This is a genomic window from Arthrobacter sp. B0427-1-12 (genome assembly GCF_059092905.1).
Genome location: NZ_JBNHIC010000014.1, coordinates 78765 through 101030, shown reverse-complemented (window position 1 = coordinate 101030; position 22266 = coordinate 78765). Strand labels below are relative to the sequence as shown.

The window sequence follows — 22266 nt, the reverse complement described above, 5'->3', positions numbered from 1 at the left end:
CCCGCTCCTTCATACCCAGAAACGCCGAAGGGCTGGTTCGAGCGTCAATTCGCCCTCACCAGCCCTTCAAATCGCCCCTTGTTCAGCAGTCTCCTAGGCGCGCCTGCTTACCTTTGCAAGTGCAGTGAACCACGTCCAGTGGAGCACGCCCAGTGCCGTCCCCTCTGGCTGTTCGTCCCCGGTTCCAGCCCCTGGAGGCCACACCATGTCCGAACGACGGCGAATCTCAGTTGCACCTCTGGACGATGCCTACCGGCTCCGCGCCAAGGCTGCCTTCACCACGCGGCGGGTTCCCCGCGAGGCCATGCGCACCGTCGTCTCCGGCGCCATCCGCCCCCGGTCCGGGGACCTGGTGCTGGCAAGGGTCGTGCAGCTGGGACATCACAAGCACATCGAGCAGCCCAACGGCCGCCGCGCCATGCTGCTGGTGGGCGATCCGATCGTCGTCGCCTACGGTGACCGCTACGCCTCCGACCAGTTCGAATCCCAGGTCCCCGGCAATCTGCACCGTGCCCAGCTGGTGGCCTCCGGCGGCATCGCATCCTCCGTCCTGAGCCGCAGCCGCGCGGTCCGCCCCGCCACGGAGATCGAGCCGATCGGCCTGATCGGCGACGAGAACGGGGTTCCGCTGAACCTGAGCGCCTTCGCGCTGGAACCGGTGCCCGTCCCGGCCTCCCGGCCCCCGACCATCGCCGTGCTGGGGACCTCCATGAACTCCGGAAAGACCACCACCATCCGCTTTATGGTCGAGGGCCTGAGCCGGGCCGGCGTGCGGGTCGGCGCCACCAAGGTCACCGGCACCGGCTCGGGCAACGACTACTGGTGCATGATCGACGCCGGCGTCCACCGCATGCTGGACTTCACCGACGTCGGACTCGCCTCCACCTACCTGCAGCCGATGGACGTGCTGGAACGCAAGCTCGGCGAACTCGTCAACCACCTGACGGCCTCGGGCTCGCAGGTGAACCTGGTCGAGGTCGCCGACGGCATCTTCCAGGGTGAAACCTCCCGCCTACTGGAGTCCGCCGCCTTCCGCTCGCTGATCGATGCGGTGATCTTCGCCGCGCCGGACTCGATGGGCGCCTACGCCGGAGTCAGCCACCTCAGGGCGGTGGGGCACGAGGTCCTGGCGGTCTCCGGCCTGATCAACCGCTCGCCGCTGGCGGTGCGCGAGGCCGAAGCCGCCACCGGACTGGCCGTCCTGGGCGAGGAACAGCTTACAGACGGAGCGGTGGCGTCCCAGCTGCTGGGCCTGGGCCTGGTGGAGCCGCCGGCCGCCGCCGACGCCCCGTCGCCGGCGGCGATTCCGCTGGCGTCCGCCTCCGGCGACGGCACGCACCGGCACCGCGCCGGGGACCCCGGGGACGAGGAACTGGCCCAGCCGCAGCAGCTGTACGTGAGCTCGGACCAGGTCCGGGCCGCCCTCGCAGCGGAGCAGCGGCCATGAACGCCTCCGACGACGCCCCGGACACACGGCAGACGCCCAAGCTGTACCGGCTGCGGAAGCGGGATGTCGCCGTCGTCTTCCTGCTGGGGCTGGCCCAGCTGGCCACCCTGGTGACCTTCCTGCTCCTGCTGCGGTCCGTGGTCAATGCGTTGATCCCGGCAGACGTCGGCGCGGCGGCGGAATTCGCCCGCACGACGGCGCTGTACCAGGCGGGGCTGATGGCCATCCTGGCGATCGTCAACGGCGTCCTCCGCGGCCTGTCCTTCACCTTCTGCGAGGCGGTCGGCTACCGGGTTGTCCGGGATCTGCGGATGCGGATGTACGACCACTTGCAGGGCATGTCCCGCCGGCAGTTCCAGGGGCGTGCCCGCGGCGGCCTGCTGCTGCGCTTCCTCGGTGACCTGTCGATGCTGCGGACGTGGATCAGCCGGGGCATCCTCGGCGGGATCGTGGCCGGGATCATTGTGGCCGGCACGCTGGCGGTCATGGCCTTCCTCAATCTGTGGATGACGCTGACGATCCTGGCCGTGCTGTTCCTCGGCGCGGCGTTCTCGCTGGGCGCCGGGCGGACCATGCGGGTGCGGACCAAGACCATGCGCCGGCGACGCTCGCTGGTGATGAGCAACATTGACGAGCAGATGAACGCGCTGGCCGTAGTGCAGGTCTTTGGCCGCTCCGGCGGCGAGCGCTCCAGGTTGTCCCGTCAGAATGACACCCTCACCCGAGCCCTCGTCCGGCTGGCGGGTGTGCGCGGGTACCTCACCGGCGTCGCGACCGCACTGACCATGGTGCTGGTCGCCGCTGTGCTGTTCAGCGGACTGTTGGAGGTGTGGCGCGGCACGGCGACCATCGGGACGGTTGTGGCATTCGTCATCGTCTCCCGGCAGCTGTCCTCCCCCGTCCGCCGGCTGGGCCTGGCCCACGACTATTGGCACCGGGCGCAGGTATCCAGCCAGAAGATCACCGACTACCTGCAAAGTTCCAGCCGGGAGCTGGATGCGCCCGGCCTGCCGCGGCTGCGCGTGCGCAAAGGCGGCATCGACTTCAGCGGGGTCAGCGTCACCGGTTCGCTCAGCGGCGTCAGCCTTCATGTGGAGCCAGGGCAGCTGGTCGCCGTGACCGGTCCGGGTGGTGCCGGCAAATCGACCCTGCTGGGGCTTCTGGCCCGGACCGTGGAACCGGACCACGGCTCGATCATCATTGACGGGCAGGTCCTGGCCGCCACTACCATCCGCTCCTCCGCGCGCTGGATCGGCGTCGTCAGCCCGGACCTGCCGCTGATGCGCGGGACCGTGCGGCGGAACCTGACCTACGGCATGCCCGAGGCCACCGAGGAGGAGCTGGACCGGATCATCCTGTCCAGCGGCCTGGAGGACGTCCTGGCGGAGCTGCCGCGCGGCACCGAAACGTGGGTGACGGAGGGAGGGGCGAACCTGTCGCTGAGCCAGCGCCAGCGCATCGCCCTGGGCCGAGCCCTGCTGGGCAACCCGCCGATCCTGCTGCTGGACAAGCCCACCGTCGGCCTGGATGCCAGGGGCAAGGAGGCCTTCCTGAAGATGCTCACCCACTACAACGGAACCGTCCTGCTGGCCACGCACGATACCGCGGAGATCGCCCTGGCGGATCAGGTCGTGGTGCTGGAACAGGGTTCGGTGCGCGAGGTGCTCACCGGTGAGGAATACCGGGACCGGCTGTGGCTGGAGCAGCAGCGCAGCATGCCCTGGGCGACCAACCGCGGTGCCCCGAACGGGACCGGTGCGCACGCGCGCTCCGCCGACCAGCCCGGAGGTGCCACCCCATGAATCCCCGCATCCGCGACCGCATCCTGACCGCATTCTTCATCATCGCCGCGCTGGCGCTGGGCGGAACGGTGACCGCCAGTTACTGGTTCAACCGCGAGCCGGAGGTGCAGGCCATCAACGTCGACGTCACCCCGGCGGTGCCCGGCCAGCTGAGCCTGCAGTTCGCCGGCGACACGATGCTGGCCGACGGCGCCCAGGAATTCATCAACCTGAACGGCCACGCCGCGACGCTGCAGCAGGTGGGACCGCTGCTGGACGGTGACCTGGTGATCGCCAACGCCGAGGCACCGATCAGCGACCAGACCGTGCCGTTCAACCCGAACAAGGAATTCTCCTACAACGCCCAGCCTCCTGCCGCCGCCGCCCTGCGCGGGGCCGGAGTGGATGTGCTGGGTCTGGGCAACAATCATTCCATGGACATGGGCCTGCCGGGATTGCAGGACACCATCCGTTATGCGGCTGCCTCCGGCCTGCAGACCTTCGGCGCCGGCAGCAACCTGGCGGAAGCCGAGCGTCCGCTCCTGGTCCATTCGGAACTGGGCACGGTGGGCGTGGTTGCCCTGGGTGAGAATTTCGGCACTGCCACCCGCGCCGCCGAGGACAACCCCGGCACTGTTGCCTTCAGCCCCGCCACCGTCCAGCGCGGCTACGACCTGGCCAAGGCCGCCGGTGCGGACTGGGTCGTTGCCTATGTCCATTGGGGCGACAACTACACTCCCATCAATGAGGACCAGCGCCGCTGGGCCCGGATGCTGGTGGATGCCGGTTACGACCTCGTGGTCGGCTCGGGTGCGCACATCGTCCAGCCGGTGGAGTTCATCGGCAACGTCCCGGTCGTCTACAGCCTCGGCAACTTCGTCATGGGTTCGCCCGGCCGGTTCGACACCTTCGGCCAGGAGGGCACGGGGCTGCTGCTAAGCCTGCAGTTGATGGCGGATGCTCCAGCGCGGATGGCGTTCCGCTGCATTGTCACAGACAATGAGGTCGTGGACTATGTCCCCGTACCCTGCAGCGAGGAACAGACCCGGAACGTGATGCTCCGCGTGAATCCCGCGATCACCGTGGAGGGGAACATTGGCTGGCTGCCCTTTGACCGCCTGCACCCGACAAGCTGAGGATTCCCGTGCGCTTTCGGCACTGGGCCGTCAGGCCCGTTCTGTTCATCCTGCTGATCGCGGTGGCTCTGGTGAGCTGCACGCCGTCGGACCCTGATCCGGTGCCCACGTCGCCGCCCGCACCGGAACGTACGACGCCTACGCCTTCGGAACCGGCGGTGCCCATCACCGAAGGCACCGAGGGCGACTTCGTCTTCGAAGGCCCCACCGCCCAGCATCCGGTCAAGGTCTGGTACTCCGCCCCGGAGGACCTGGCCACGGCGGATGTGTTGTTTGTGATGCCCGGGACCAACCGCAACGGTGAGGAGTACCGCGGGGACTGGATCCCGCTCACCGAGGGCCGCAATACTCTGGTTCTGGTGCCGGAATTCGCCGAGGACGATTTCCCCGGCACCTCCTACAACCTGGGCAATATGGTGGACCAGGACGACGACGTGAGGCCGCAGGAAGAATGGGCCTTCACCATCATCGAGGACCTCTTCGACCACGTTGTGCAGACTACCGGCAGCCAGGCCACCGACTACGCGATGTTCGGCCACTCGGCCGGCGGCCAGTTCGTCCACCGGTTCATCGAGTTCATGCCCCACGCCCGGGTGCGCACGGCTGTGGCTGCCAACGCCGGCTGGTACACCACCATGGACGAGGACGAGAACTTCCCCTACGGGCTGGACGGCGCCCCCACCGAGCTGGACGACATGGACGACGCCTTCGCCCGCGATCTGGTGATCCTGGTCGGGGCGGACGACATCGACCCCGGCGACGACTCCCTGCAGCGCGACGACCGCACGGACGAGCAGGGCACCAACCGGCTGGAGCGCGGCCTGAACTTCTACCTGCAGGCCCGCAAAGCTGCCGAGGACGGATCCGCCCGGTTCGGCTGGCGCCTGATGGTGGTCCCCGGCATCGCCCACGAGCACGAGAAGATGGCCCAGGCCGCAGCCCCGATCCTGCTCCGCTGACTACCCCGGTGGTTGAGGGAGGTTAGAGGGTCAGCACCACGAAGATCCCCAGCCCGCCCAGGACCAGGGCGGCGAGCGACGTCCAGAGCACGGCCGCGGTATCGGCGGGGACGGTCTCCGCCACAATCCCGCGCACGCCCCGGCGGTAGCGCAGCCGCTGGGTCAGGTAGATCGCCGCGGCGGCCACGATGGCAACGGCGAACAGCGTCAGTACAAACGGTCCGTGGTGCTGGACCCAGCGCAGGAAGATCGCACTGGCCGTCACCAGCGCAATCATGGTCCGGCCCCAGGCCAGCGTGGTCCGTTCCGGCTGCAGTCCCGGATCTTCGTGCCTCGGCGGGGGTGCCGCCGTCGTATTCCTGCCCATCGCGCCTCAGGCGAGGATAACGAAGACGATGACGACGGCGGCGGCTATGGCCCCGCCGATGGCCAGCAGGGGTGCGATCAGCGGCAGCGGCAGCGGTGTCTTGTCCCGCATGCTGCGTTCGACGGCGATCCAGCGCACGGCGGCACCGCCGCTGATGCACATCCCCAGCAGCAACAGCAGGATGGCCAGCCCCTTACGGACCGGCTCGATGAAGATATCCGCAGTGAAGGCCTCGATGGCGATGCCGCCGGCCAGGAAAGCGAGGGCGGTGCGGATCCAGGCCAGGAAGGTGCGTTCATTCGCCAGCGTGAAGCGGGGGTCCGGCTCGGTCCCGCCGGGCAGGAGCTTCTCGGCGACTTTACCCCGCCGGGGCGGAGGCACCGGGGATGAAGGCGATGATACGGGCACGGACACAGTTTAGCCGCCCCGGCCCCCGCCGACTCACCTGCCCTCCTGCCCGCAACTCAGTCTGCTCAGGTACTGCCAGGACTTGCGGCGTGTCCGGGGGACACGCCGCAAAAACCGCGCTTCGGCCGGAAGAACCTGAGCAAACTGGGCTCCGGCCTGCTGGCTCCGGGGCCGGCCTGCTGGCTCCGGGGTGGCAGCGGAACAAGTCGGCGCGTCTGTTACCTAACTCACACCGTGTGGCATACAGTTAGGGGTTACAAGTTCACGCAGGGCGTGTTGCGGAACAGTGGGCATGCTCGCGTGGCGGAATCCTGGGGGGACGATGGCAGAGCAACAGCATGAGAGCCCGATCTTCTTGACGGTGTCCGATGTAGCGGCCCGCCTGAACGTGTCAAAGATGACCGTTTACCGGCTGGTGCATTCCGGGGATATGGAGGCGGTCCGCTTCGGCCACACCTTCAGGGTGAGCGAGGAAGCCGTCGAACATTACCTGGCCGACGCCGTCGTCAGCCACGATTCGGCGCCGCACCCGCAGCCCCACTGAACACAGCAGGAGCTTCGATGGCGAAACCGGAGGCCGCGGGCCGGGAGCCGGGCGAGTTCGCCGGCGGCCCCGTGCCCACCGGAACCTTCCACTGGCATACGGCGGAACCGCGCCTGCAGTGGTCGGAGGGGACCTTCCGGATCTACGGGTTCCGGCCCGGCGACGTGGTGCCCACGGTGGCGCTGCTGCTGGCCCACAAACATCCCGAGGACCGGCCGAAGATCTGCGCGCTGCTGCAGCGCCTCGCGGACAGGGGCGGCTATTTCCTGGACTACCACCGGATCGTGACCGCCGCGAACAGCACCCGCTACGTCATCAGCGTCGGTGAAGGCCGCCGCACCGGCGACGGCAGCATCAGCGTCACGGGCTACATCTGCGATGTGACGGACCTGCGCCGGGAGGAATCCGGCGCTGCCGCCCGCGAAGCCGTGTCCCGGGCCCGGCAGAGCATGGCCGCCATCGAGCAGGCAAAGGGTGCGTTAATGGCCCTGCATGGCGTCGGTGAAGAGGAGGCGTTTGCGCTGCTTGCCCGGACATCGCAACAGCGCAACCAGAAGCTGCGCGACGTGGCCGCCGACCTGCTGATCCGCCTGCAGCGCCCGCCGCAAGGGGATGGGCCGCAAGAGGCCGGGCCGCAGGCGGACGGCCGGGATTAGGGTTTTTTCGCTGCGGTGGCGCCGTGCTTCCCCGCGGCAGGCCGGCGCCCGTCCGATGCCATGAGCTCTTCCAGCTGCTCATCGGTGATGTAGGTCATGCGGGTCAGGATCGCCACCAGCCGTTCACGCTGCGCGGACGTGAAGCGCGTGGCATCGATCAGGTCGCTCACCCAGAGGCCGTCCATGGCCAGGCGCACGACAATGCCGATAATTCCGGACGGCGTCTTCGGATCCAGGTCGTCCTCGTCCAGCTGGCGGTTGAGGTAGTGCAGCGATTCGGCGAGGTTGGGCCGGTTGATCGCCGTCGTGAGCATGGCGGCCTGGTCCTTGTCCCGGTTGGCACGGAGATTGGAGAAGGCCTTAATGTAGGCCCGCTCCTCGGCGCCGATCGGCTCCGGGTCCGCTTCGGACAATTCCCCCAGCTCGTGCACAAGATCGGTAATGACCGCCTCGACGTCGCGCTCCACTTCGTCGATCGGCGCTCCGGGCCTGAACATTCGTCCTCCATACAGTCAGGGGGGTGGGGATGGTGCCGTAAGTCTATCCAGCGAACGCAGCCCTACATAAACCGGCTGAACCACTCCGAGCTGAGCCGGGCGACCTCGTCCAGCGTCCCGGGCTCCTCGAACAGGTGCGTGGCGCCCGGGACGATCGCCAGCTCCCGCTCGCACCGCATTAGGTCATGGGCGGACCGGTTGAGGCCGATCACCTGGGTGTCCCTGCCGCCGACGATGAGCAGCGTCGGCGCGGCGACTTGCCCGAGCGCCTCGCGGCCGGCCAGGTCCGGGCGGCCGCCGCGGGATACGACGGCGGCAACATCCTCCGCCCTCGAGGCCGCCACCAGCGCGGCTGCCGCGCCGGTGCTTGCGCCAAAGTATCCGAGCCTCAGGTCCCGGGTTTCCGCCCGGTCCCGCAGCCACCGCGTGGCCCCTTCCAGCCGTTCGGCCAGCAGGCCGATATCGAAGCGCAGCTCGGCGGTGACGGCGTCGATCCGTTCCTCCTCGGCTGTGAGCAGATCGAAGAGCAGGGTTGCGAATCCGGCCTGCTGCAGCTGGGCCGCCACGCGTTTGTTGCGCGAACTGTGGCGGCTCGAGCCGCTGCCGTGGGCAAACAGGACGATCGCCTCCGCACCGCCCGGCAGGACCAGGTCGCCTTCAAGGTCCACTCCACCGGCCTGGATACTTGTCACCATCAGGTCCGCCCTTTTCGGAAACTCTATGGGATTGTCAGCGGGGCCCCGCATCGTCCGTTACGGGGCCCCGCCTGAGATGAACGACGCCGGACCCGCTAGGCAAGGCAACGCCGCACCTACGGCGGCCTTTTCCGGCGCCGCCCTGCATCAGTTGTGTCAGGAATGCCTTGGGAAAATACTGGCTCAGCTCCGTCACAAACAGCCTCTCGGCGTCATATGGCCCGAATGTGTTCTCCGCCACATTCTACTCGTCTAACGTTGCTGTACCTGCTTCGTCATTTTCTAGGGGGAACAATGGCAAAGAATGCGTTCTTCAGGTTGCGGAGTCCGTTCAGGACAGGCGACTACGTGGTCGGAGACGACCCCTTCAACGGAAGGATTGAAGGCGTCGTAGCGGTCATCAACGGCAAGGACATCGGCGTCCGGCCCGCTGGCGGCCCAAGCGACCACTTCATCTACTTCGACTACCGCACCGTCAAGAAACCCGACTGAAAATTTTGGCGGCGCAATTGTGACCGTCATGCCCCTGCCGGTACCACGCCTCGGGGTTTAAGATAGTTCTCTAACTTTTTTGGAGGACCAGCTCATGGAGGATTCAAGAGCAGCATCCGGTGCACTCAGATACGTGCTCGTACCACAGAACCTGGATTACCACGGGGACGGTGGACTGCAGTACGTCGTCACCTCGGTGGAGGTCTGGACGGAGCAGATCGTCGTTGTTGCGCATTGCCCGGTGGAGGACGAAAACCAAATGCCGGACCTCGTCCTGGAGGACCATCTGGGAACGCACTACGTCTGCAAGGATTCAGGCCGGGCGGGCACCCGCGTGTTCCAGACCTTCAAACCGGGCCTGCCGCCCAATATCAGGAGCCTTAGTGTCCGCTCGCTGGGCGAGGATGAGAACCTGACCGCGGCACCGATCGTGGTCGCCGTACCGGCAGCTGCTTCAGCCGGCAACGGCGGTCCGGTCCTGTCGGCCGAATAGGGGCCGGGCAATCCGCACCGGAGGCTGTTCCCTTCATCACAGTCTCCGGGCACAATGGCTCTGTGGACAAAAAGTTTTCAGGCACCGCCATTGCAACCAGTAAGAATCCGCATGACTGGGGCCGGGCGATGTCAGTCGCGCTCGAGCACCTCCTGGCGAAGGCGCGGACGGGCGGCTTCGACATCGAACACGAGCACCTGTACGACCAGAACCTGCACATCAACTTCCGGGAAGCCGGAACGGGTGTCCAGATTTCCCTGTCCTGGAGCCCGGAGCCCGGGGCGTATCCGCCGCTGCGCGAAGATTACCCGGACGCGGAAGCCTCGCTGAACGTCTGACCCAGGCAGCGCTGCTAGTCCAGCGGGAGCACCACGCTGACGGAGGTTCCCTTGCCGGGCTGTGACTTGATGTCGATCGTCCCGCCGGCCTGGCCCACGATGATGTGGATCAGGCGAAGCCCCAGATGCTCCTCATGCCGCGGAGCCTCGGCGTCGAAACCGGCTCCGTCGTCGGTCACTGTCAGGCGCGCCGTATCATCCTCGCGGCACAGTGCCACGGTCACGTTCCGCGCCCCCGAATGCTTGAGCGTATTGGACAGCGCTTCCTGGACCGCCCGGTAGAGCACCGCTGCCGAGGCCCGGTCGATCTCCAGCACGGTCGGCACCTCCAGACGCACCTGCATCTGCCGCTCGCGCAGCGGGTCCGCCAGCGGCGCCAGCGCATCCGCCAGGCCCACCCGGTCAAAGTCCACCCAGTTCAGTTCGGTGAGCATGCCGGAGACGGTCTTGACGTCCCCCTGCAGGATGGTCCGGCCCTGCATGATCAGCGACCGCACGTCATCGCCGGCGCGCGGCTCGAGCGCCTCCAGCGCGTAGCTCAGTCCTGCCAGGTCCTGGATCACGCTGTCCCGCAGGTTCCGTGCAATCCGGCGGCGGTCGACGGCGGATGCCTCCACGGCATCGCCCAGCAGCTTGCGCCGAGCTTCGTCAGCACGCTGCGCGCGGCGCGCCAGCCGTGCCGCCAGCGGCACCTGCGCCGCATGCATGAGCAGCAGCGCGACAACGGCCGCCGGCAACAGCGCCAGCAGCAGTCCCTGCTGGGTAATGATGATGGCGTCGGAGGGGTAGTAGGCCTCGAAGATGAGCCGCTCCCCTGCCGCCGAGACCTCCGAGGTGTAAATCTCCACCATCGTCCCCAACTCCGACTCGTAGAGGTGCTCGGGCCGCTGGGCGGTGGTGATGCTGGCAGTCGAGGCATCCGCCTGGAACGCCTGCTGCACTGAGTCCGGCAGCGGGAACCGCTCGCCGAGCAGTCGCTGCTCATCGGAGTAGATGATGGTGCCACTGGAATCCCAGATCTTCAGCCGCAGCAGGGAACCCTCCGCGATCCGCTCATCAACCGCCCGGTCCAGGGCCGCCAGCGATTCAGCATTGCCGGCCAGCAGGCTTTCGTCCACCAGTGGCGCCAGGGTCTGCTCGGCAAGGACCTGGCTCCGCTCGGTGAAAGTATTCAGCTCCTGGCTCATGGCAACGTGGCGGATCCACAGGAATGCCGGAACCGCCACGACAATCAGTGCGACCAGCCCGATCACCAGGGAATCGCGCACTGCAGTCCGTACAGCGCGTCGCTCCCGGGACGCTGACATTGTCCGCCGGCCGGTGACAGGCGGCGGCACCGAAATTGTGGCCATAGGCAAAATATTTCACCAAAAACCTTGGGATGACCTTTGGGACAATCCGGCGTGTCGCAGTATGGCGTGTTCTAATTCGGCGCGGCACCGTCCCCGATTACGACTGTCCCGGCAGCGCCGTCCACCGTGATGGTCTGTCCGGTGGCGACCCGGTGCGTGGCATCGAAAACGCCGACGACCGCGGGGATCCCGTATTCCCGCGCCACCACCGCTCCGTGGGAGATGGCCCCGCCCATTTCCATGACCAGCGCCCCGGCGGTCAGGAACAGCGGCGTCCAGCCCGGATCGGTCGATGGCGCGACGAGGATCTCCCCCGGCTCCAGGTGGGCGCCCACCGGATCCAGGATGACGCGAGCCTTCCCGGTCGCGGTACCGGCCGACGCCGGACTGCCGGTCAGGGTCCTGCCATCGCCCGCCGCGCTGGATCCCGCGACGGCTCCGGCTCCCGCCGCCGCAGCGACGGCGGCCTCCACATCGGTGCCGTCGGAAAGCAGCAGCCGGGGAACGTGCCGGCGGCGGAGCTCGAAGTCATAGGTCCGGCGGCGCTGTGCCACCAGCTCCTTCAGGTCCGCGCCGCGCAGGCCCACCTTCGCCTCGTCAAAATCCAGGAAGAAGATGTCGGAGGCCGCTGCGATCCGGCCGGCATCCATCAGTTCCCTCCCCACCGCCGCTAGCTGGCGCCGGACCTCCGCAAGCAGCAGGACGACGTCGTACTTGGGCAGCTCGCGCAGCCCGGCCAGCTGCCGTGCCCTGGCCAGCCCGAACCTGACCGCCCGGGCACGCAACGGTCCGCGGGCACGCGCCGCCAGGCTCTCCGCCGCCGCCTCCGCCTCCCGTGCCGCCCGCGCGAACCGGCGGTCCGGGGCCTGCTCCGGATCCTCCAGCCGCAGGTAGTTGGCGATCACGCCGAGGATGTGGTCCGGCTCCTCGGACCAGCGCGGCACCCCAAGGTCGATCTCCGCCACCGCCCGGTGGCCGTACTGCTTCAGGAACCCCAGCACGGCGGACTGTACGACGGCGGGCAGGCGGCCAGCGTCGTAAGCGGTAGCAAGTTCCGCGGCAGTGAGGTGACGGAACGCGCGAACGGACTCCGGGTCGCCGCGCACCCGGACGGCCACCTCCCAGAGCGCCAGGTCCATCTCCGTGGTGACATTGTTGGGCAGGCCGCGCAACACGGCCCGCAGCTCACCCGGTTCGGCGATGCCGCGCAGCAGCCAGCGGGCCACGCCGAGCAGGGCGTACCCGGCGGCCGGCGCCGCCAGCACGGCCGGGATCAGCCTGTACACCTCGCGGGACAGCAGCCGTTCGCAGTGGGCCAGCCGCTGGTTCGCGGTCGCCGGCTCGGGCAGCTCCAGCCGTTCGGCCAGTCCCGCACCGAAGTCCCGGGCCTGCCGCACGGCGGAATCCGGCCGGAAAATCGCCCGGGCGAACCCCGCCGGCAGCTGCCCCAGCAGCGCGAAGCTGCCGCCCAGCCGGGCGAACTCCGGGCGCCAAGAACCACTGCCCCAGGAACCACTCCCCCGGGGGGCTTTGACCCCGGCGAACCGCGGGTCGTCGGCCAGGACGCGCAGCAGCGGCACCGACGCCGCGTCCGCGATCCCCAGGACCTTCAGCGTGCTCCGCCGGCCGGCCTTGCTGCGGAGCACCGGCGTCAGGTCCAGGTACAGGCGCTGGCCCGCCTCCAGGTACAGCCAGGGCCCCCGCTTCGTGCCCATCAGCCGGAACGCGGCCAGCCCCATCGGCGTCACCGGACGGACCAGGCCCTGCATCAGGCTGGCGCAGATGTAGGCGGACAGTTCGCCGTCCGCCTGCGTGTCGCCGGTTTGGGTTCCGGCCGGCCCGTTTTCGTCCGGCAGCGGGTAGAGCGTGGTGATCGGCCGGGCCTGCGTCAGCCAGGCCTTGCCCGCGCCGTCGATCGCCCACTCCACATCCTGCGGCGTTCCGAATATCTCCGCGGCCTTGGCGCCGAGGTCCGCCAGCTCCTGCAGCTGCGCGTCGGCCAGGCAGGATCCGCGCGCGCCGTCCGGGCCGGCGTCGTTGGCCGTCCGCTGCCCGGGCTGCCGCTGCAGCACCTTTCCCGAGGCGGTTTCCAGGACAAAGTGGTCCGGGTTGACCGCGCCGGACACCACCGCATCGCCCAGTCCTGGGGCGGCGTCGATCACGGTCTCCACGCGCCGGCCGGTGACGGGGTTGGCGGTGAACAGCACGCCGGCGGTGCGGGCGGCCACCATCTCCTGCACGACGACGGCCAGGCTCACCGCGCGCTGGCCGATGCCGTTGGCCGCACGGTACGTTACGGCCCGGTCGGTCCAGAGCGAGGCCCAGCAGCGCCGGACAGCGTCCAGCACCTCGTCCGCGCCGGTGATGTTGAGGTAGGTGTCCTGCTGGCCGGCAAAGCTGGCGAACGGCAGGTCCTCGGACGTCGCGGAGGAGCGGACCGCAACCGGCCCTTCGCCCATCGCGGCATGGCCTGACCGGACTGCTTCGGCCACCGCTGCGGGGATTGGAGCGGCCAGCAGGTGCCGGCGGACCCGGCCGGCCAGCGCGGCCAGGGCCGCGGTGTCGTCCGGCGGCAGGCTCTCCAGCTCGGCCAGGATCCCGTCCAGACCTGTCCCGGCCGGACCGCTCAAGGCCGGACCGTTCAAGGCCGGACCGTTCAAGGCCAACCCGGCGCCCGCCGCCACAGCGCGGTAGGCAGCCGTCGTCAGGCAGAAACCGCCGGGAACCGGCAGACCGGCCGCGGTCAGCAGCCCCAGGTTCAGCGCCTTCCCACCCACGGCGGCCAGCATGCCGCTGCCTATCCCGCGAAGGTCGACGGCGACTTCCGGCTGGCGTTGCTGGCCCGCGTCCACATGTGCTCCCAATACTGGTTCACGGATAATGTGGAGCCGACTATAGCCGCAGATGCTTGGATAATCCCGTACTCACAGAGCCACCAGCCAGGGAGACTCCACTGACTGATCGGCCGGGAAAGAAGCAGCACCCAGGATCGCCACGCGCAGCTGGAACTCCAAACTGCCGCATCAGGCGATCCTGGAACAGGCCATCGACGCGGACCGTGCTGAAGGTCTTCGGTGAGGCGTACGAACTGGACGGCGCAGCCGCCGGCTGTCCCCTCCCGCGCCCAAGTACTTACGACTCCGGCAGCCGCCCAAGCGGCGCCCCACCTGATTCACGGGGTAACGCGGAGGAACGTTTAAAAGAAGTTGCCCCGCCGTGGCATTTGGGGGACTGCCACGGTGGGGCAACAGAAAAAACAGTACATGAGCCGAGTTAAAAAAACAACCGGTTGCTCATCATCCTTATGAATTAGCGGCTTGATGCCTCCCAGCGTGATACCTGGCTTAAGCCGCAAGGAGCCGCCGGACAACGGTCCGGCAGCTCCTTGCTCCCCCAAAAAACGAGACTCCCATGGCATAGTTCGTCTCAGGTGCAGCCGCATGAACCGGAATAATCCTCCGGAAGGTGGCATCGCACAGAATAAATAAAACCATCAAATGCTGGACATGTCCAATCAGCCTAGGTTTACGGCGCCGGAAGCGGGGACGGATGCGCCTGAGTTCGACCGAGTATCCCGCAAACCCAGGGCTGCTCCGCATCGGGGACGCTGCAATTCGCCGCAAAAATGCGATACCTTACCGCGCAGCAGTTGCTTTCCACGGATTTTCCGGCGTCTCCGACTGCTATGGTTACGTCGCCATGAACAGCTCGCACCGCTCGCCCGCGCAGGAATACCGGTATCTGCGCGACTATGAGAAAGCCTCCGCCAACGCGCAGGATACGTTTGCCGGTCTTTCCTTGTCCGGACCGGTTTCCCTGAAATCGATCCAAAGCCACCTGGAGTCGCTCCGTGGCCGCCGGATCATTGTCCAGGAAATGGCTGCGCTGGATAACAGCAACATCTGCGGCCTGTGGTTCGGCCTGGATGACGTCGACCTGATCTTCCACGCCGCCACCACAGGGGAAATGCACCGTCAGCAGATCGTGCTGCACGAGTTCAGCCACATCCTGCTCAACCATGAGCATGAAGAATTCCGGGCGGACACGTTCGCCGGGCTCTTCCCGGATCTGGAGCCGGACGCTGTGGTCCGGGCCCTGCATCGGGGCAAGCACGGCAACGTCACCGAGATGGCAGCCGAAGTCCTGGCAGATCTGCTGGCCGAGCAGATCCGCACCTCCGGCGCTCACGCCCGGAGGCAGCCGCACCGCTTCACGGAGGTCTTTGGATGATTTTCCTGCTGGTCCTGTATTTCGCCTCGGAGATCGTGCTGCTCGCCTGCGTCGTGGTGCGCGCGGGCGCACTGGCCCGCAACCGCCGGGATCCGGTCTTCTACGCAGCACTGTTCTGGCTGCTGGCCATGACCCTGAATGAAGCCCATGTCTACGCCGCTGCCGAAAGCGTGCTGGGCGGCATCCTGCTGACCGCACTGATCATCCATCTGTCGCTGCAGTTGGGCCTGTTCCTGCTGCGGCGTGCGGTGGTCCAGGCCGCTGATCCCGGGACGCTGCGTTTCGCTTCCAGCATGGTCCCGTTCATCGTGGCCACGGCGGTCCAGATCGTGTCCTACCTTCTGATGGATGTGGAGACGGCCAAGGCCCAGTTCAATGGAGGCACGGCCCTGCACGTGCCCTATCTGGTGTTCAGCGTTTCCTTTGTGCTGTACCTGCTGTGGGTGTTCTTCGGCCTGATGATGATCTCCATTCGGTATGTGCCGGCCATGACAGGGGCAATGAAGACGGGCTTCATCCTCATTGGCACTGGATCGCTGCTGGCCCTGATCGGCTGCTCCTCCCAACTGCTGGCGCTCACGGCCCGGTTCATGGGCATCGAACCCCGGATCGTCTTTGTCCTGTCCGGGATCTATGTGGTCCTGGCCAGCCTGACATCCATGGCGTGCTGCGCCGGCATTGCCGTACCGGCCGCCGCTTCCAATGCAGCACGCAGGAAACAGCGGAATTACCACGCAGCCGCACTGCCCGCGGTGGAGGAACTGTGGAACCGGACGGTGGTCCAGCGGGGCGTCCGGCACCTGCCGGTCAATGAAGCAGCACCCGCACGGCAGCGGCTGCACCGCATGTTCATCGAGATCCGTGATGCGGACCTGGCCGCGGGCAAGACGCTGCTTTCGGACCAGGAGTCGGCGCTGCTGCAGGAGGTGGAGGACAAGCTCGGCCCGGCGCCGTCGTATATCTAAATACGCGCGCCGCGCGCCTGACGCCGGCCGATTGGCCGTAGCCTAGGATTATCACGAGATTGCAGGGGGTCTGTCGGGAACCAGGTTCACCTGCCGACTGTAATCCGAGAGGAAATCTGAGCACATGCACAGGCAAGAGGGCATGCCCTCGAGCGAAGCGCTGTCCCGCAAACTGGACCTGCTCATGGACACCATGGTGGCCGAGGGCGGAGAACCGTACAGCTTCCCGCAGATCCAGGAGGCCATGGCCAAGGCCGGCACTCCTTTGTCCCGGGCGCGCTGGCAATACATGCGCGCCGGCACCGGCCCGGACCCGCGCGACCGCGAACTGCTGGCGAATCTGGCGCGTTTCTTCCAGGTCGACGAGTCGTTCCTACTGGAGGAAGACGCTGAACTGCCGGAGCGCATTTCCGCTCAGCTCGAGCTGCTGCGGACCATGCGTGCGGCCAAGGTCAAAAATTTCGCTGCCCGGCAGCTGGCCGACCTCTCCCCCGAAACGCTGCAGCAGATCCGCGCCATGATCGACGCGGAAGTCAACCGGGAAAAGGACCAGTAGCCCTCCCCCACGGAGCTTTTCGTGGGTGCCAAGGTTCTTCCCAGACGCGGCTGATATCCAAGACCCATGGCCAAGAGAAACCACGCACGTTCCCCGTTCGAAGAACAGCATCAGGCCCGACGGGCCCTGCCGATTGTCGGCCTGGCCGTCCTGTCCCTGGTCACACTGCTGGTCGTCTGGCTGGCAATGACCCGCTTCTGACCGCCGGCCCTCAGGCTGCCATCAGCAGCAGGAAGCCAGCGACGGCGGCGGCCGCACCGACGCAGGTCAGCACCAGTCCCAGGACCAGCAGCACCCTGCCGGGATGGACGGGGAGGTCGCGCCGCCAGCGGTGGGGATTGCGCGCATCGTAATAGAGAACGACGTCGGTCCCCGGCTTAGGCGCGTCGGTTTCCCCGGGTGCCGCCCAGGCTTCATGGACTTCGTAATCGCGCCCGAACCAGCGGTACCCAGACCTGCCCTCGGACAGGACAGCCACAGCGTCAACCCTCCGCCAGTCGGTGCGGGTCCGCCGCACAATGCCGGCGGCAAGCAGAAACAGCAGGCCGGGGACAAGTCCCACCCACGTCAGCAGCTCCAGGATCAGGCCAAGGGCGTCGGGAGTGCTGAGCATGTTCCTGATGGTACCGCGGGGCGCCGCGCCGCCGGGACATGAGCCGCTGCCGTCGGTCCGGTTACCGCAAGGGTTGCGTTTCGCCGCCAAAAGTGGAGGATAGTAAGCGGGCTTACTAATGGGACGGCCCGCCGTCACTACCCGCCAACCAAAGGAGTTCACCATGGCAAACTTCGATGCCAACACCCTGACGAACGCCACCGTCTATGGGCAGGACCGTGAAAAGATCGGCAAGGTCGGGCAGTTGTACATGGACGACCAGACCGGTGAGCCGACCTTCGTGACTGTCAGCACCGGACTGTTCGGAACGAAGGAAACGTTCGTTCCCGTGAAGGACGCCAGGGAAGAGAACGGCGATCTGTACGTGCCGTACACCAAGGATTTCGTCAAGGACGCCCCGAACATGGATCCGGATGAGCACCTCTCCGAAGAGGAGCAGGACCGCCTCTACGCCTACTACGCGGGCCAGGGCGGCTACGCCACAGCCGGAACCACGGGCACGGCAGGAGGAGAACGGACCACCGAGCGCGGAACCGACCGCGACACGGACACGGAGGCCGAGGTCATCCGCCGCGAGGAGCAGCTTAACGTCGGAACGGAAACCCGGGAAGCGGGGCGCGCACGCCTGCGCAAGTACGTCACCACTGAAACCGAGACCGTCCAGGTTCCGGTCTCCCGCGAGGAAGTACGGGTGGAGCGCACCCCCGTCAGCGAGGGCGAAGAGGTCTCCGGTGCTCCGCTGGGCGAGGAGGAAACGGAAGTCACGCTGCGCGAGGAGCGCCCGGTCGTCAGCAAGGAAACGGTCGGCGCGGAGAAGGTGTCCTTGGGCAAGGAGCAGGTCGAAGGCACCGAAACGGTGCAGGCCGACGTAGCCAAGGAGCACGTCGAGGTCGAAGGGGGCGAAGAGGACCGCGGACGCGGCACCCGCTAACCCCGCCCAGAGTGCAGGAGGGCCTTTCCGGACCCACCGGAAAGGCCCTCCTTTCAGCTCTACGGAAGAACGCCCAACCTTAAGCGCCGCGACCCTCCGGCCCGCGTGCGGACACGGACTCGCTGCACCGTGCCGGCCACCTGCTCCGGCCCGCGCTCGACCAGAGCACTGCCAGCCAGTACAGCAGCATGGCCACGCCGCAGAACACGCCGGCGCTGGAGGCCATCAGCCACAGCTCCGGTTCCTGCGCGTTGAGGTCCGGCGCGCCGAAGAGCATGCCGATGGTCTTGGGCGAATAGAAGAACACGAGCACGGAGACCGCCAGGAGCGCCGCCCCGGTCCGGCGCAGCCCCCGGTAATGCGTCGGCAGGTCCCGGACCGTGCGGGCCAGCAGCGGAAGCAGGACCGCAACCCAGACCCAGTGATGGGACCAGGACACCGGCGAGATGAGCACCATGAGCAGCGCGGTCGCCGCCACGGCGACCAGGTTCAGTCCGCGGTCGTCGGCGAGCTTAATGACGACGGCGGTGGCGGCAACCAGGGCGAGGGAGAGCAGCAGCCACGGAAGATCGACGTCGTACCCGGGGCCGGCAAAATGCAGAATGGCGCCCTTGACGGACAGATTGTCCACATAGCCGGCGCCGCCGATCCGGGAGGTGTCCGCCAGCAGACCGAACCAGTAGTCGACGGATTCGCGCGGCAGCACCGCCAGGCCGACCGCGACCGTGCCCAGGAAACCCGCGGCCATATTCCGCAGGCCAACCCAGTCCCGCCGCACCAGGAAATACAGGCCGAACACGAGCGGCGTCAGCTTCAGGCCGGCCGCGATTCCGGTCAGCAGTCCGGTGGGCCAGCCGCGGCGGGCCGCCAGGAAATCCGCCATGATCAGGCCGAAGAGCAGGATGTTGATCTGCCCGAACCCCAGCGTCTCCCGCCACGGACCCAGCAGGACGATCAGGCCGAAGACCACAATGGCCAGTGGACGCAGCCAGGCATGGTCCAGCACGTCCCGGACGCGCTGCCTGCCGAAGAAATGCCGGACGGCATGCAGCGCCGTGGCCGCGGCGATCGCCAGCGAGACCAGGGTGAAGAGCCAGACGCCGGCGTCGTGCCCGAGAGGCACCAGCAGCGTAAAGACCAGCGCGGCGAACGGCGGATAGGTAAAGGGCAGGCCCCGGCCCTCGACATAGAGGTCCCCGTGACCCTCGAGGATCCGCTGGCCGCCGGTGAGGTAGACGTTGAAGTCCAGGCCGTGCACCGGAGAGATCCGGAAGGCCAGGACCAGCAGCGCGAGCGCAGCCGCCCCCGCGGCCAATGTTGTGGCAGTCTTTGCCGCCGTGGAGTTCCGCATCAGGCCATGCTTCTCTTTCTGGCCTGCCGCGGGCCGGAGGAACGACGTTGGCAGTATATCGGCGGCGTTCGCCAAACCGGCGGAACCTCGCTCAGCCTTGGCTAAGCCGCCAGTCCTTCAAAGACCGGAGGCGCGGCCAGGATCGGATCGTTGGGGTCCGGCTCTCCTTCCTGCAGGCCGATGCGGAACTGGCTCATCATGGAGTGGTCCTCATGCGGGACGTTGTGGCAGTGGATCATGTACCGGCCCTGGAAGGGTCCGAAGCGCGTGACCAGGCGCACGGTTTCGTTCTCCGCCAGGTACACCACGTCCTTGGGGCCAAGCTCCCAGGGGAACGGCGGTGCACCGTCGCGGCCCAGGATCCGGAAATTAACCAGGTGCAGGTGGATCGGGTGGAACCAGCCGCCTGACTTGTTCTCGAGTTCCCACACCTCCACGTCGTTCAGTCCCGGGTTGGCGATCGCATGCTGGAAGTTGCTGGAAGTGACGTCTTCCCAGGTTTCCTGGTTGATTGTCCATTCACTGCTGTGCCGCTGGAAGCGCAGGTGCCTGGTCCGCACGGCCTGGGCCTCGGTCAGGCCCATCACCGGGCTGGGCACCAGCGTGGACGGAATCCGGTTGGCATGCGTATCGAACGGCCCGTCGGCGACGTCGAACGCCATGATCTTGTCGGTGTCGTCGTAGTCGATGTTGTTCTTGTTGGACAGATTAAGCAGTTCGATCCTGGTGCCCACCGGGTAGGCGGAGAAATCGATGAGGAACTCATACCGTTCGGAGTTGGCGTGGCGGTAGGAGTCCACCGCCTGCGGCACCGGCATCATGCCGTCGTCCGTAGCCACGATGACCAGCGGGTCTCCGGTGCTAAGCCGCGGACGGACGGACCGGGCAATGGAGGTGTTCAGGAGCCGGAACCGATAGACCCGGCGCTTGACCTGCATCACCGGCCACGGCACACCGTTGACCAGCATGATGTCCCCCCACAGTCCGGAATGGGAGTGGTCGTCGAAGATCAGGTTGCCGTCCGCGCCCAGCATGATGTCGTGCAGGATCAGCGGCACATCGAACTCGCCCTGCGGCAGCAGTTCCCGTTCCGCCGGTTCATGGATCTGGTACATCCCGGCCAGGCCCGAGTACGCATTCTGTGCGGTGTAGTGCACCTCATGGTCGTGGTACCAGAGCGTTGCCGCCGGCTGGCGGTTCGGGAACAGGTAGTCCTTACGGAAGCCCGGTTCGGACAGGTCGTTCGCATAGCCGTCGTACTGCGGCAGGGACACCGAGCCGTGCAGGTGCATCGAGGTCGACGTCGGTGTGCCGAAGACCGGATGGGTGCTGCGCAGCTGGTTGTGCACGGTCAGTACCGAATGGGTCCCCTGGTCGATGCTGATCGTTGGCCCGGGAGCGATTCCGTTGTAGCCCAGGATGGTGGTGGCCAGGCCCGGTACGATGTTCCGGCTGCTGATCCGCTCCGTCAGATCGTAGAAGTGGACCGGCTGCCCGTCACCGGGATCGGTCCCCGTGCGGACCGGCTGCAGGACCGGGGGCGTGCGGAAGGCCGCGCGGAATGGCACCGGCCTGCTGCCCGACGGCAGTTCGCTGGCGTCCTTCGCGGCGATCGGGGAAAAGGGAATGCTGATGGCGCCGAGGGCTCCCAGCCCGCCCAGCAATAGGGCTTCGCGCCTCGTCATCTTCATGATGGGTCATCTCCAGTGCCCATGAAGAAGCAACAGAGGCCTCCGAAGACCTACCCCGAGGTCGACGGGTACGCTGCTTGACCCCCTACGATTCCGTAGTACCACCGGGTGCGGAGGAATACAAGCGATTGCAAATATTGAGATGGAAAGGAACTGTATCCGGCACGGCAATGCGGACCAAGCCGTGCGGCAGCGCCTAAGATGGGCACAGAACCCAGCCCGCCGGCGTCGTACTTAACGCCGAGATCCTTGGAGAGACTATGGCCCTGAATGCTTCGACCACCCTGCCGTACAGCGTCCAGCAAGTGACCGAGGTATTCACGGATGAGGCCTTCCTGAAGCACACCAGCGAGCACGTGGGCGGGACGCTGACTTCGGTGAAGGTGGACGGCGCGATCTCCGGCCCGTTCGAACTGACCGTGGTGCGCGCCATGCCGACGACCCGGCTGCCGGACTTTGCCAAGAAGTTTATCGGCGAGAGCCTCAACGTTACCCAGACCGAGAAGTGGGCCGCGCCCGCCGCGGACGGTTCGCGCACCGCCGATGTCCAGATCACGGTGGCCGGCGTGCCCGTGGATGTTTCCGCGGTGCAGCGCCTGGTGCCCGAGGGTGACGGCACCCGCGTGGAGCTTGAGGGTCAGGTCACGTCCAGCATTCCGTTCATTGGCCCCAAGATCGCCGAGGCGGCCGAGCCGATGATGGCCAAGGCACTGAACATCCAGGCGCAGCAGGTGCAGGCCTGGCTGGACAAGGCAGGTGCCTGA

At 67.0% G+C, this 22266-nt stretch carries 24 protein-coding genes; 15 read left to right on the top strand and 9 right to left on the bottom strand.

Translation table 11 applies throughout. The features are described 5' to 3' along the window. Positions 1-205: 205 nt before the first annotated feature. The 4 genes from AC5RWU_RS10995 to AC5RWU_RS10980 are packed head-to-tail and all read left to right on the top strand — an operon-like array spanning position 206 to position 5323. Positions 206-1447: a DUF1611 domain-containing protein gene (locus AC5RWU_RS10995; RefSeq protein WP_494030718.1), complete on the top strand. Its 1242-nt coding sequence runs from the start codon at positions 206-208 to the stop codon at positions 1445-1447. After that, entirely contained in the window at positions 1444-3249 is a 1806-nt protein-coding gene (locus AC5RWU_RS10990) for an ABC transporter ATP-binding protein (protein ID WP_494030717.1), read from the top strand. Before AC5RWU_RS10995 ends, AC5RWU_RS10990 begins: the two co-directional genes overlap by 4 nt. Further along, positions 3246-4364: a CapA family protein gene (locus tag AC5RWU_RS10985; RefSeq protein ID WP_494030716.1), complete on the top strand. Its 1119-nt coding sequence runs from the start codon at positions 3246-3248 to the stop codon at positions 4362-4364. Before AC5RWU_RS10990 ends, AC5RWU_RS10985 begins: the two co-directional genes overlap by 4 nt. Positions 4365-4372: 8 nt before the next feature. Beyond that, complete coding sequence (locus AC5RWU_RS10980) at positions 4373-5323, top strand: hypothetical protein (protein ID WP_494030715.1); 951 nt, start codon at positions 4373-4375, stop codon at positions 5321-5323. Between the two features lie 22 nt (positions 5324-5345). Here AC5RWU_RS10980 and AC5RWU_RS10975 read toward each other — a convergent pair whose 3' ends face one another. Beyond that, complete coding sequence (locus AC5RWU_RS10975) at positions 5346-5690, bottom strand: DUF202 domain-containing protein (RefSeq protein WP_494030714.1); 345 nt, start codon at positions 5688-5690, stop codon at positions 5346-5348. A 6-nt stretch (positions 5691-5696) separates the two neighbouring features. After that, positions 5697-6071, bottom strand: coding sequence for a YidH family protein (locus tag AC5RWU_RS10970; protein ID WP_494036988.1), 375 nt, complete (start codon positions 6069-6071; stop codon positions 5697-5699). A gap of 349 nt (positions 6072-6420) precedes the next feature. Between AC5RWU_RS10970 and AC5RWU_RS10965 the strand changes: the two genes are divergently transcribed. Together AC5RWU_RS10965 and AC5RWU_RS10960 are read left to right on the top strand one after the other, a co-directional pair. Then, complete coding sequence (locus AC5RWU_RS10965) at positions 6421-6642, top strand: helix-turn-helix domain-containing protein (protein WP_494030712.1); 222 nt, start codon at positions 6421-6423, stop codon at positions 6640-6642. A gap of 17 nt (positions 6643-6659) precedes the next feature. Then, positions 6660-7298 carry a PAS and ANTAR domain-containing protein gene (locus AC5RWU_RS10960; RefSeq protein ID WP_494030711.1) on the top strand — a complete coding sequence of 213 codons (639 nt, stop codon included), beginning with the start codon at positions 6660-6662 and terminating at the stop codon, positions 7296-7298. Here AC5RWU_RS10960 and AC5RWU_RS10955 read toward each other — a convergent pair. Continuing rightward, a complete protein-coding gene (locus AC5RWU_RS10955) occupies positions 7295-7795 on the bottom strand; it encodes a TetR family transcriptional regulator (RefSeq protein ID WP_494030710.1) in 501 nt (166 codons plus the stop codon). The genes AC5RWU_RS10960 and AC5RWU_RS10955 overlap by 4 nt on opposite strands. Positions 7796-7857: 62 nt before the next feature. Continuing rightward, positions 7858-8490 (bottom strand): dienelactone hydrolase family protein, encoded by a 633-nt coding sequence (locus tag AC5RWU_RS10950; protein ID WP_494030709.1) that lies wholly within the window; start codon positions 8488-8490, stop codon positions 7858-7860. Between the two features lie 294 nt (positions 8491-8784). On the opposite strand from AC5RWU_RS10950, the gene AC5RWU_RS10945 reads away from it, so the two are divergent. From AC5RWU_RS10945 to AC5RWU_RS10935, 3 genes are all read left to right on the top strand, one after another. Continuing rightward, the gene (locus tag AC5RWU_RS10945; RefSeq protein ID WP_494030708.1) at positions 8785-8982 is read left to right on the top strand and encodes a hypothetical protein; all 198 of its coding nucleotides are present in this window, start codon (positions 8785-8787) and stop codon (positions 8980-8982) included. A gap of 94 nt (positions 8983-9076) precedes the next feature. Further along, positions 9077-9475 (top strand): hypothetical protein, encoded by a 399-nt coding sequence (locus AC5RWU_RS10940; RefSeq protein WP_494030707.1) that lies wholly within the window; start codon positions 9077-9079, stop codon positions 9473-9475. A 128-nt stretch (positions 9476-9603) separates the two neighbouring features. Further along, complete coding sequence (locus AC5RWU_RS10935) at positions 9604-9813, top strand: hypothetical protein (RefSeq protein WP_494036987.1); 210 nt, start codon at positions 9604-9606, stop codon at positions 9811-9813. A 14-nt stretch (positions 9814-9827) separates the two neighbouring features. Here AC5RWU_RS10935 and AC5RWU_RS10930 read toward each other — a convergent pair whose 3' ends face one another. Both AC5RWU_RS10930 and AC5RWU_RS10925 read right to left on the bottom strand, forming a co-directional pair. Continuing rightward, positions 9828-11081, bottom strand: coding sequence for a sensor histidine kinase (locus tag AC5RWU_RS10930; protein WP_494036986.1), 1254 nt, complete (start codon positions 11079-11081; stop codon positions 9828-9830). 155 nt (positions 11082-11236) lie between these two features. Beyond that, complete coding sequence (locus tag AC5RWU_RS10925) at positions 11237-13954, bottom strand: PEP/pyruvate-binding domain-containing protein (RefSeq protein WP_494036989.1); 2718 nt, start codon at positions 13952-13954, stop codon at positions 11237-11239. Positions 13955-14864: 910 nt separating this feature from the next. On the opposite strand from AC5RWU_RS10925, the gene AC5RWU_RS10920 reads away from it, so the two are divergent. The 4 genes from AC5RWU_RS10920 to AC5RWU_RS10905 all read left to right on the top strand — a co-directional run bounded on the left by AC5RWU_RS10920 (position 14865) and on the right by AC5RWU_RS10905 (position 17117). Next, positions 14865-15395, top strand: coding sequence for a hypothetical protein (locus AC5RWU_RS10920; RefSeq protein WP_494030703.1), 531 nt, complete (start codon positions 14865-14867; stop codon positions 15393-15395). Further along, a complete protein-coding gene (locus tag AC5RWU_RS10915; RefSeq protein ID WP_494030702.1) occupies positions 15392-16360 on the top strand; it encodes a hypothetical protein in 969 nt (322 codons plus the stop codon). The genes AC5RWU_RS10920 and AC5RWU_RS10915 overlap by 4 nt, the downstream gene beginning before the upstream one ends. Positions 16361-16484: 124 nt before the next feature. Continuing rightward, the gene (locus tag AC5RWU_RS10910; RefSeq protein ID WP_494030701.1) at positions 16485-16916 is read left to right on the top strand and encodes a hypothetical protein; all 432 of its coding nucleotides are present in this window, start codon (positions 16485-16487) and stop codon (positions 16914-16916) included. A 66-nt stretch (positions 16917-16982) separates the two neighbouring features. Beyond that, positions 16983-17117 (top strand): hypothetical protein, encoded by a 135-nt coding sequence (locus AC5RWU_RS10905; RefSeq protein ID WP_494030700.1) that lies wholly within the window; start codon positions 16983-16985, stop codon positions 17115-17117. A 10-nt stretch (positions 17118-17127) separates the two neighbouring features. On the opposite strand, the gene AC5RWU_RS10900 is transcribed toward AC5RWU_RS10905, so the two are convergent. After that, positions 17128-17529, bottom strand: coding sequence for a sortase (locus AC5RWU_RS10900; protein WP_494030699.1), 402 nt, complete (start codon positions 17527-17529; stop codon positions 17128-17130). 163 nt (positions 17530-17692) lie between these two features. Here AC5RWU_RS10900 and AC5RWU_RS10895 point away from each other — a divergent pair, with 163 nt between their 5' ends. Continuing rightward, on the top strand, positions 17693-18460 hold the full coding sequence (locus tag AC5RWU_RS10895) for a DUF2382 domain-containing protein (protein ID WP_494030698.1): 768 nt from the start codon (positions 17693-17695) through the stop codon (positions 18458-18460). A 79-nt stretch (positions 18461-18539) separates the two neighbouring features. Here AC5RWU_RS10895 and AC5RWU_RS10890 read toward each other — a convergent pair whose 3' ends face one another. Continuing rightward, positions 18540-19811 carry a glycosyltransferase 87 family protein gene (locus AC5RWU_RS10890; protein ID WP_494030697.1) on the bottom strand — a complete coding sequence of 424 codons (1272 nt, stop codon included), beginning with the start codon at positions 19809-19811 and terminating at the stop codon, positions 18540-18542. A 101-nt stretch (positions 19812-19912) separates the two neighbouring features. Continuing rightward, positions 19913-21502: a multicopper oxidase family protein gene (locus AC5RWU_RS10885; protein WP_494030696.1), complete on the bottom strand. Its 1590-nt coding sequence runs from the start codon at positions 21500-21502 to the stop codon at positions 19913-19915. Positions 21503-21762: 260 nt separating this feature from the next. Here AC5RWU_RS10885 and AC5RWU_RS10880 point away from each other — a divergent pair, with 260 nt between their 5' ends. Continuing rightward, a complete protein-coding gene (locus tag AC5RWU_RS10880; RefSeq protein WP_494030695.1) occupies positions 21763-22266 on the top strand; it encodes a DUF2505 domain-containing protein in 504 nt (167 codons plus the stop codon).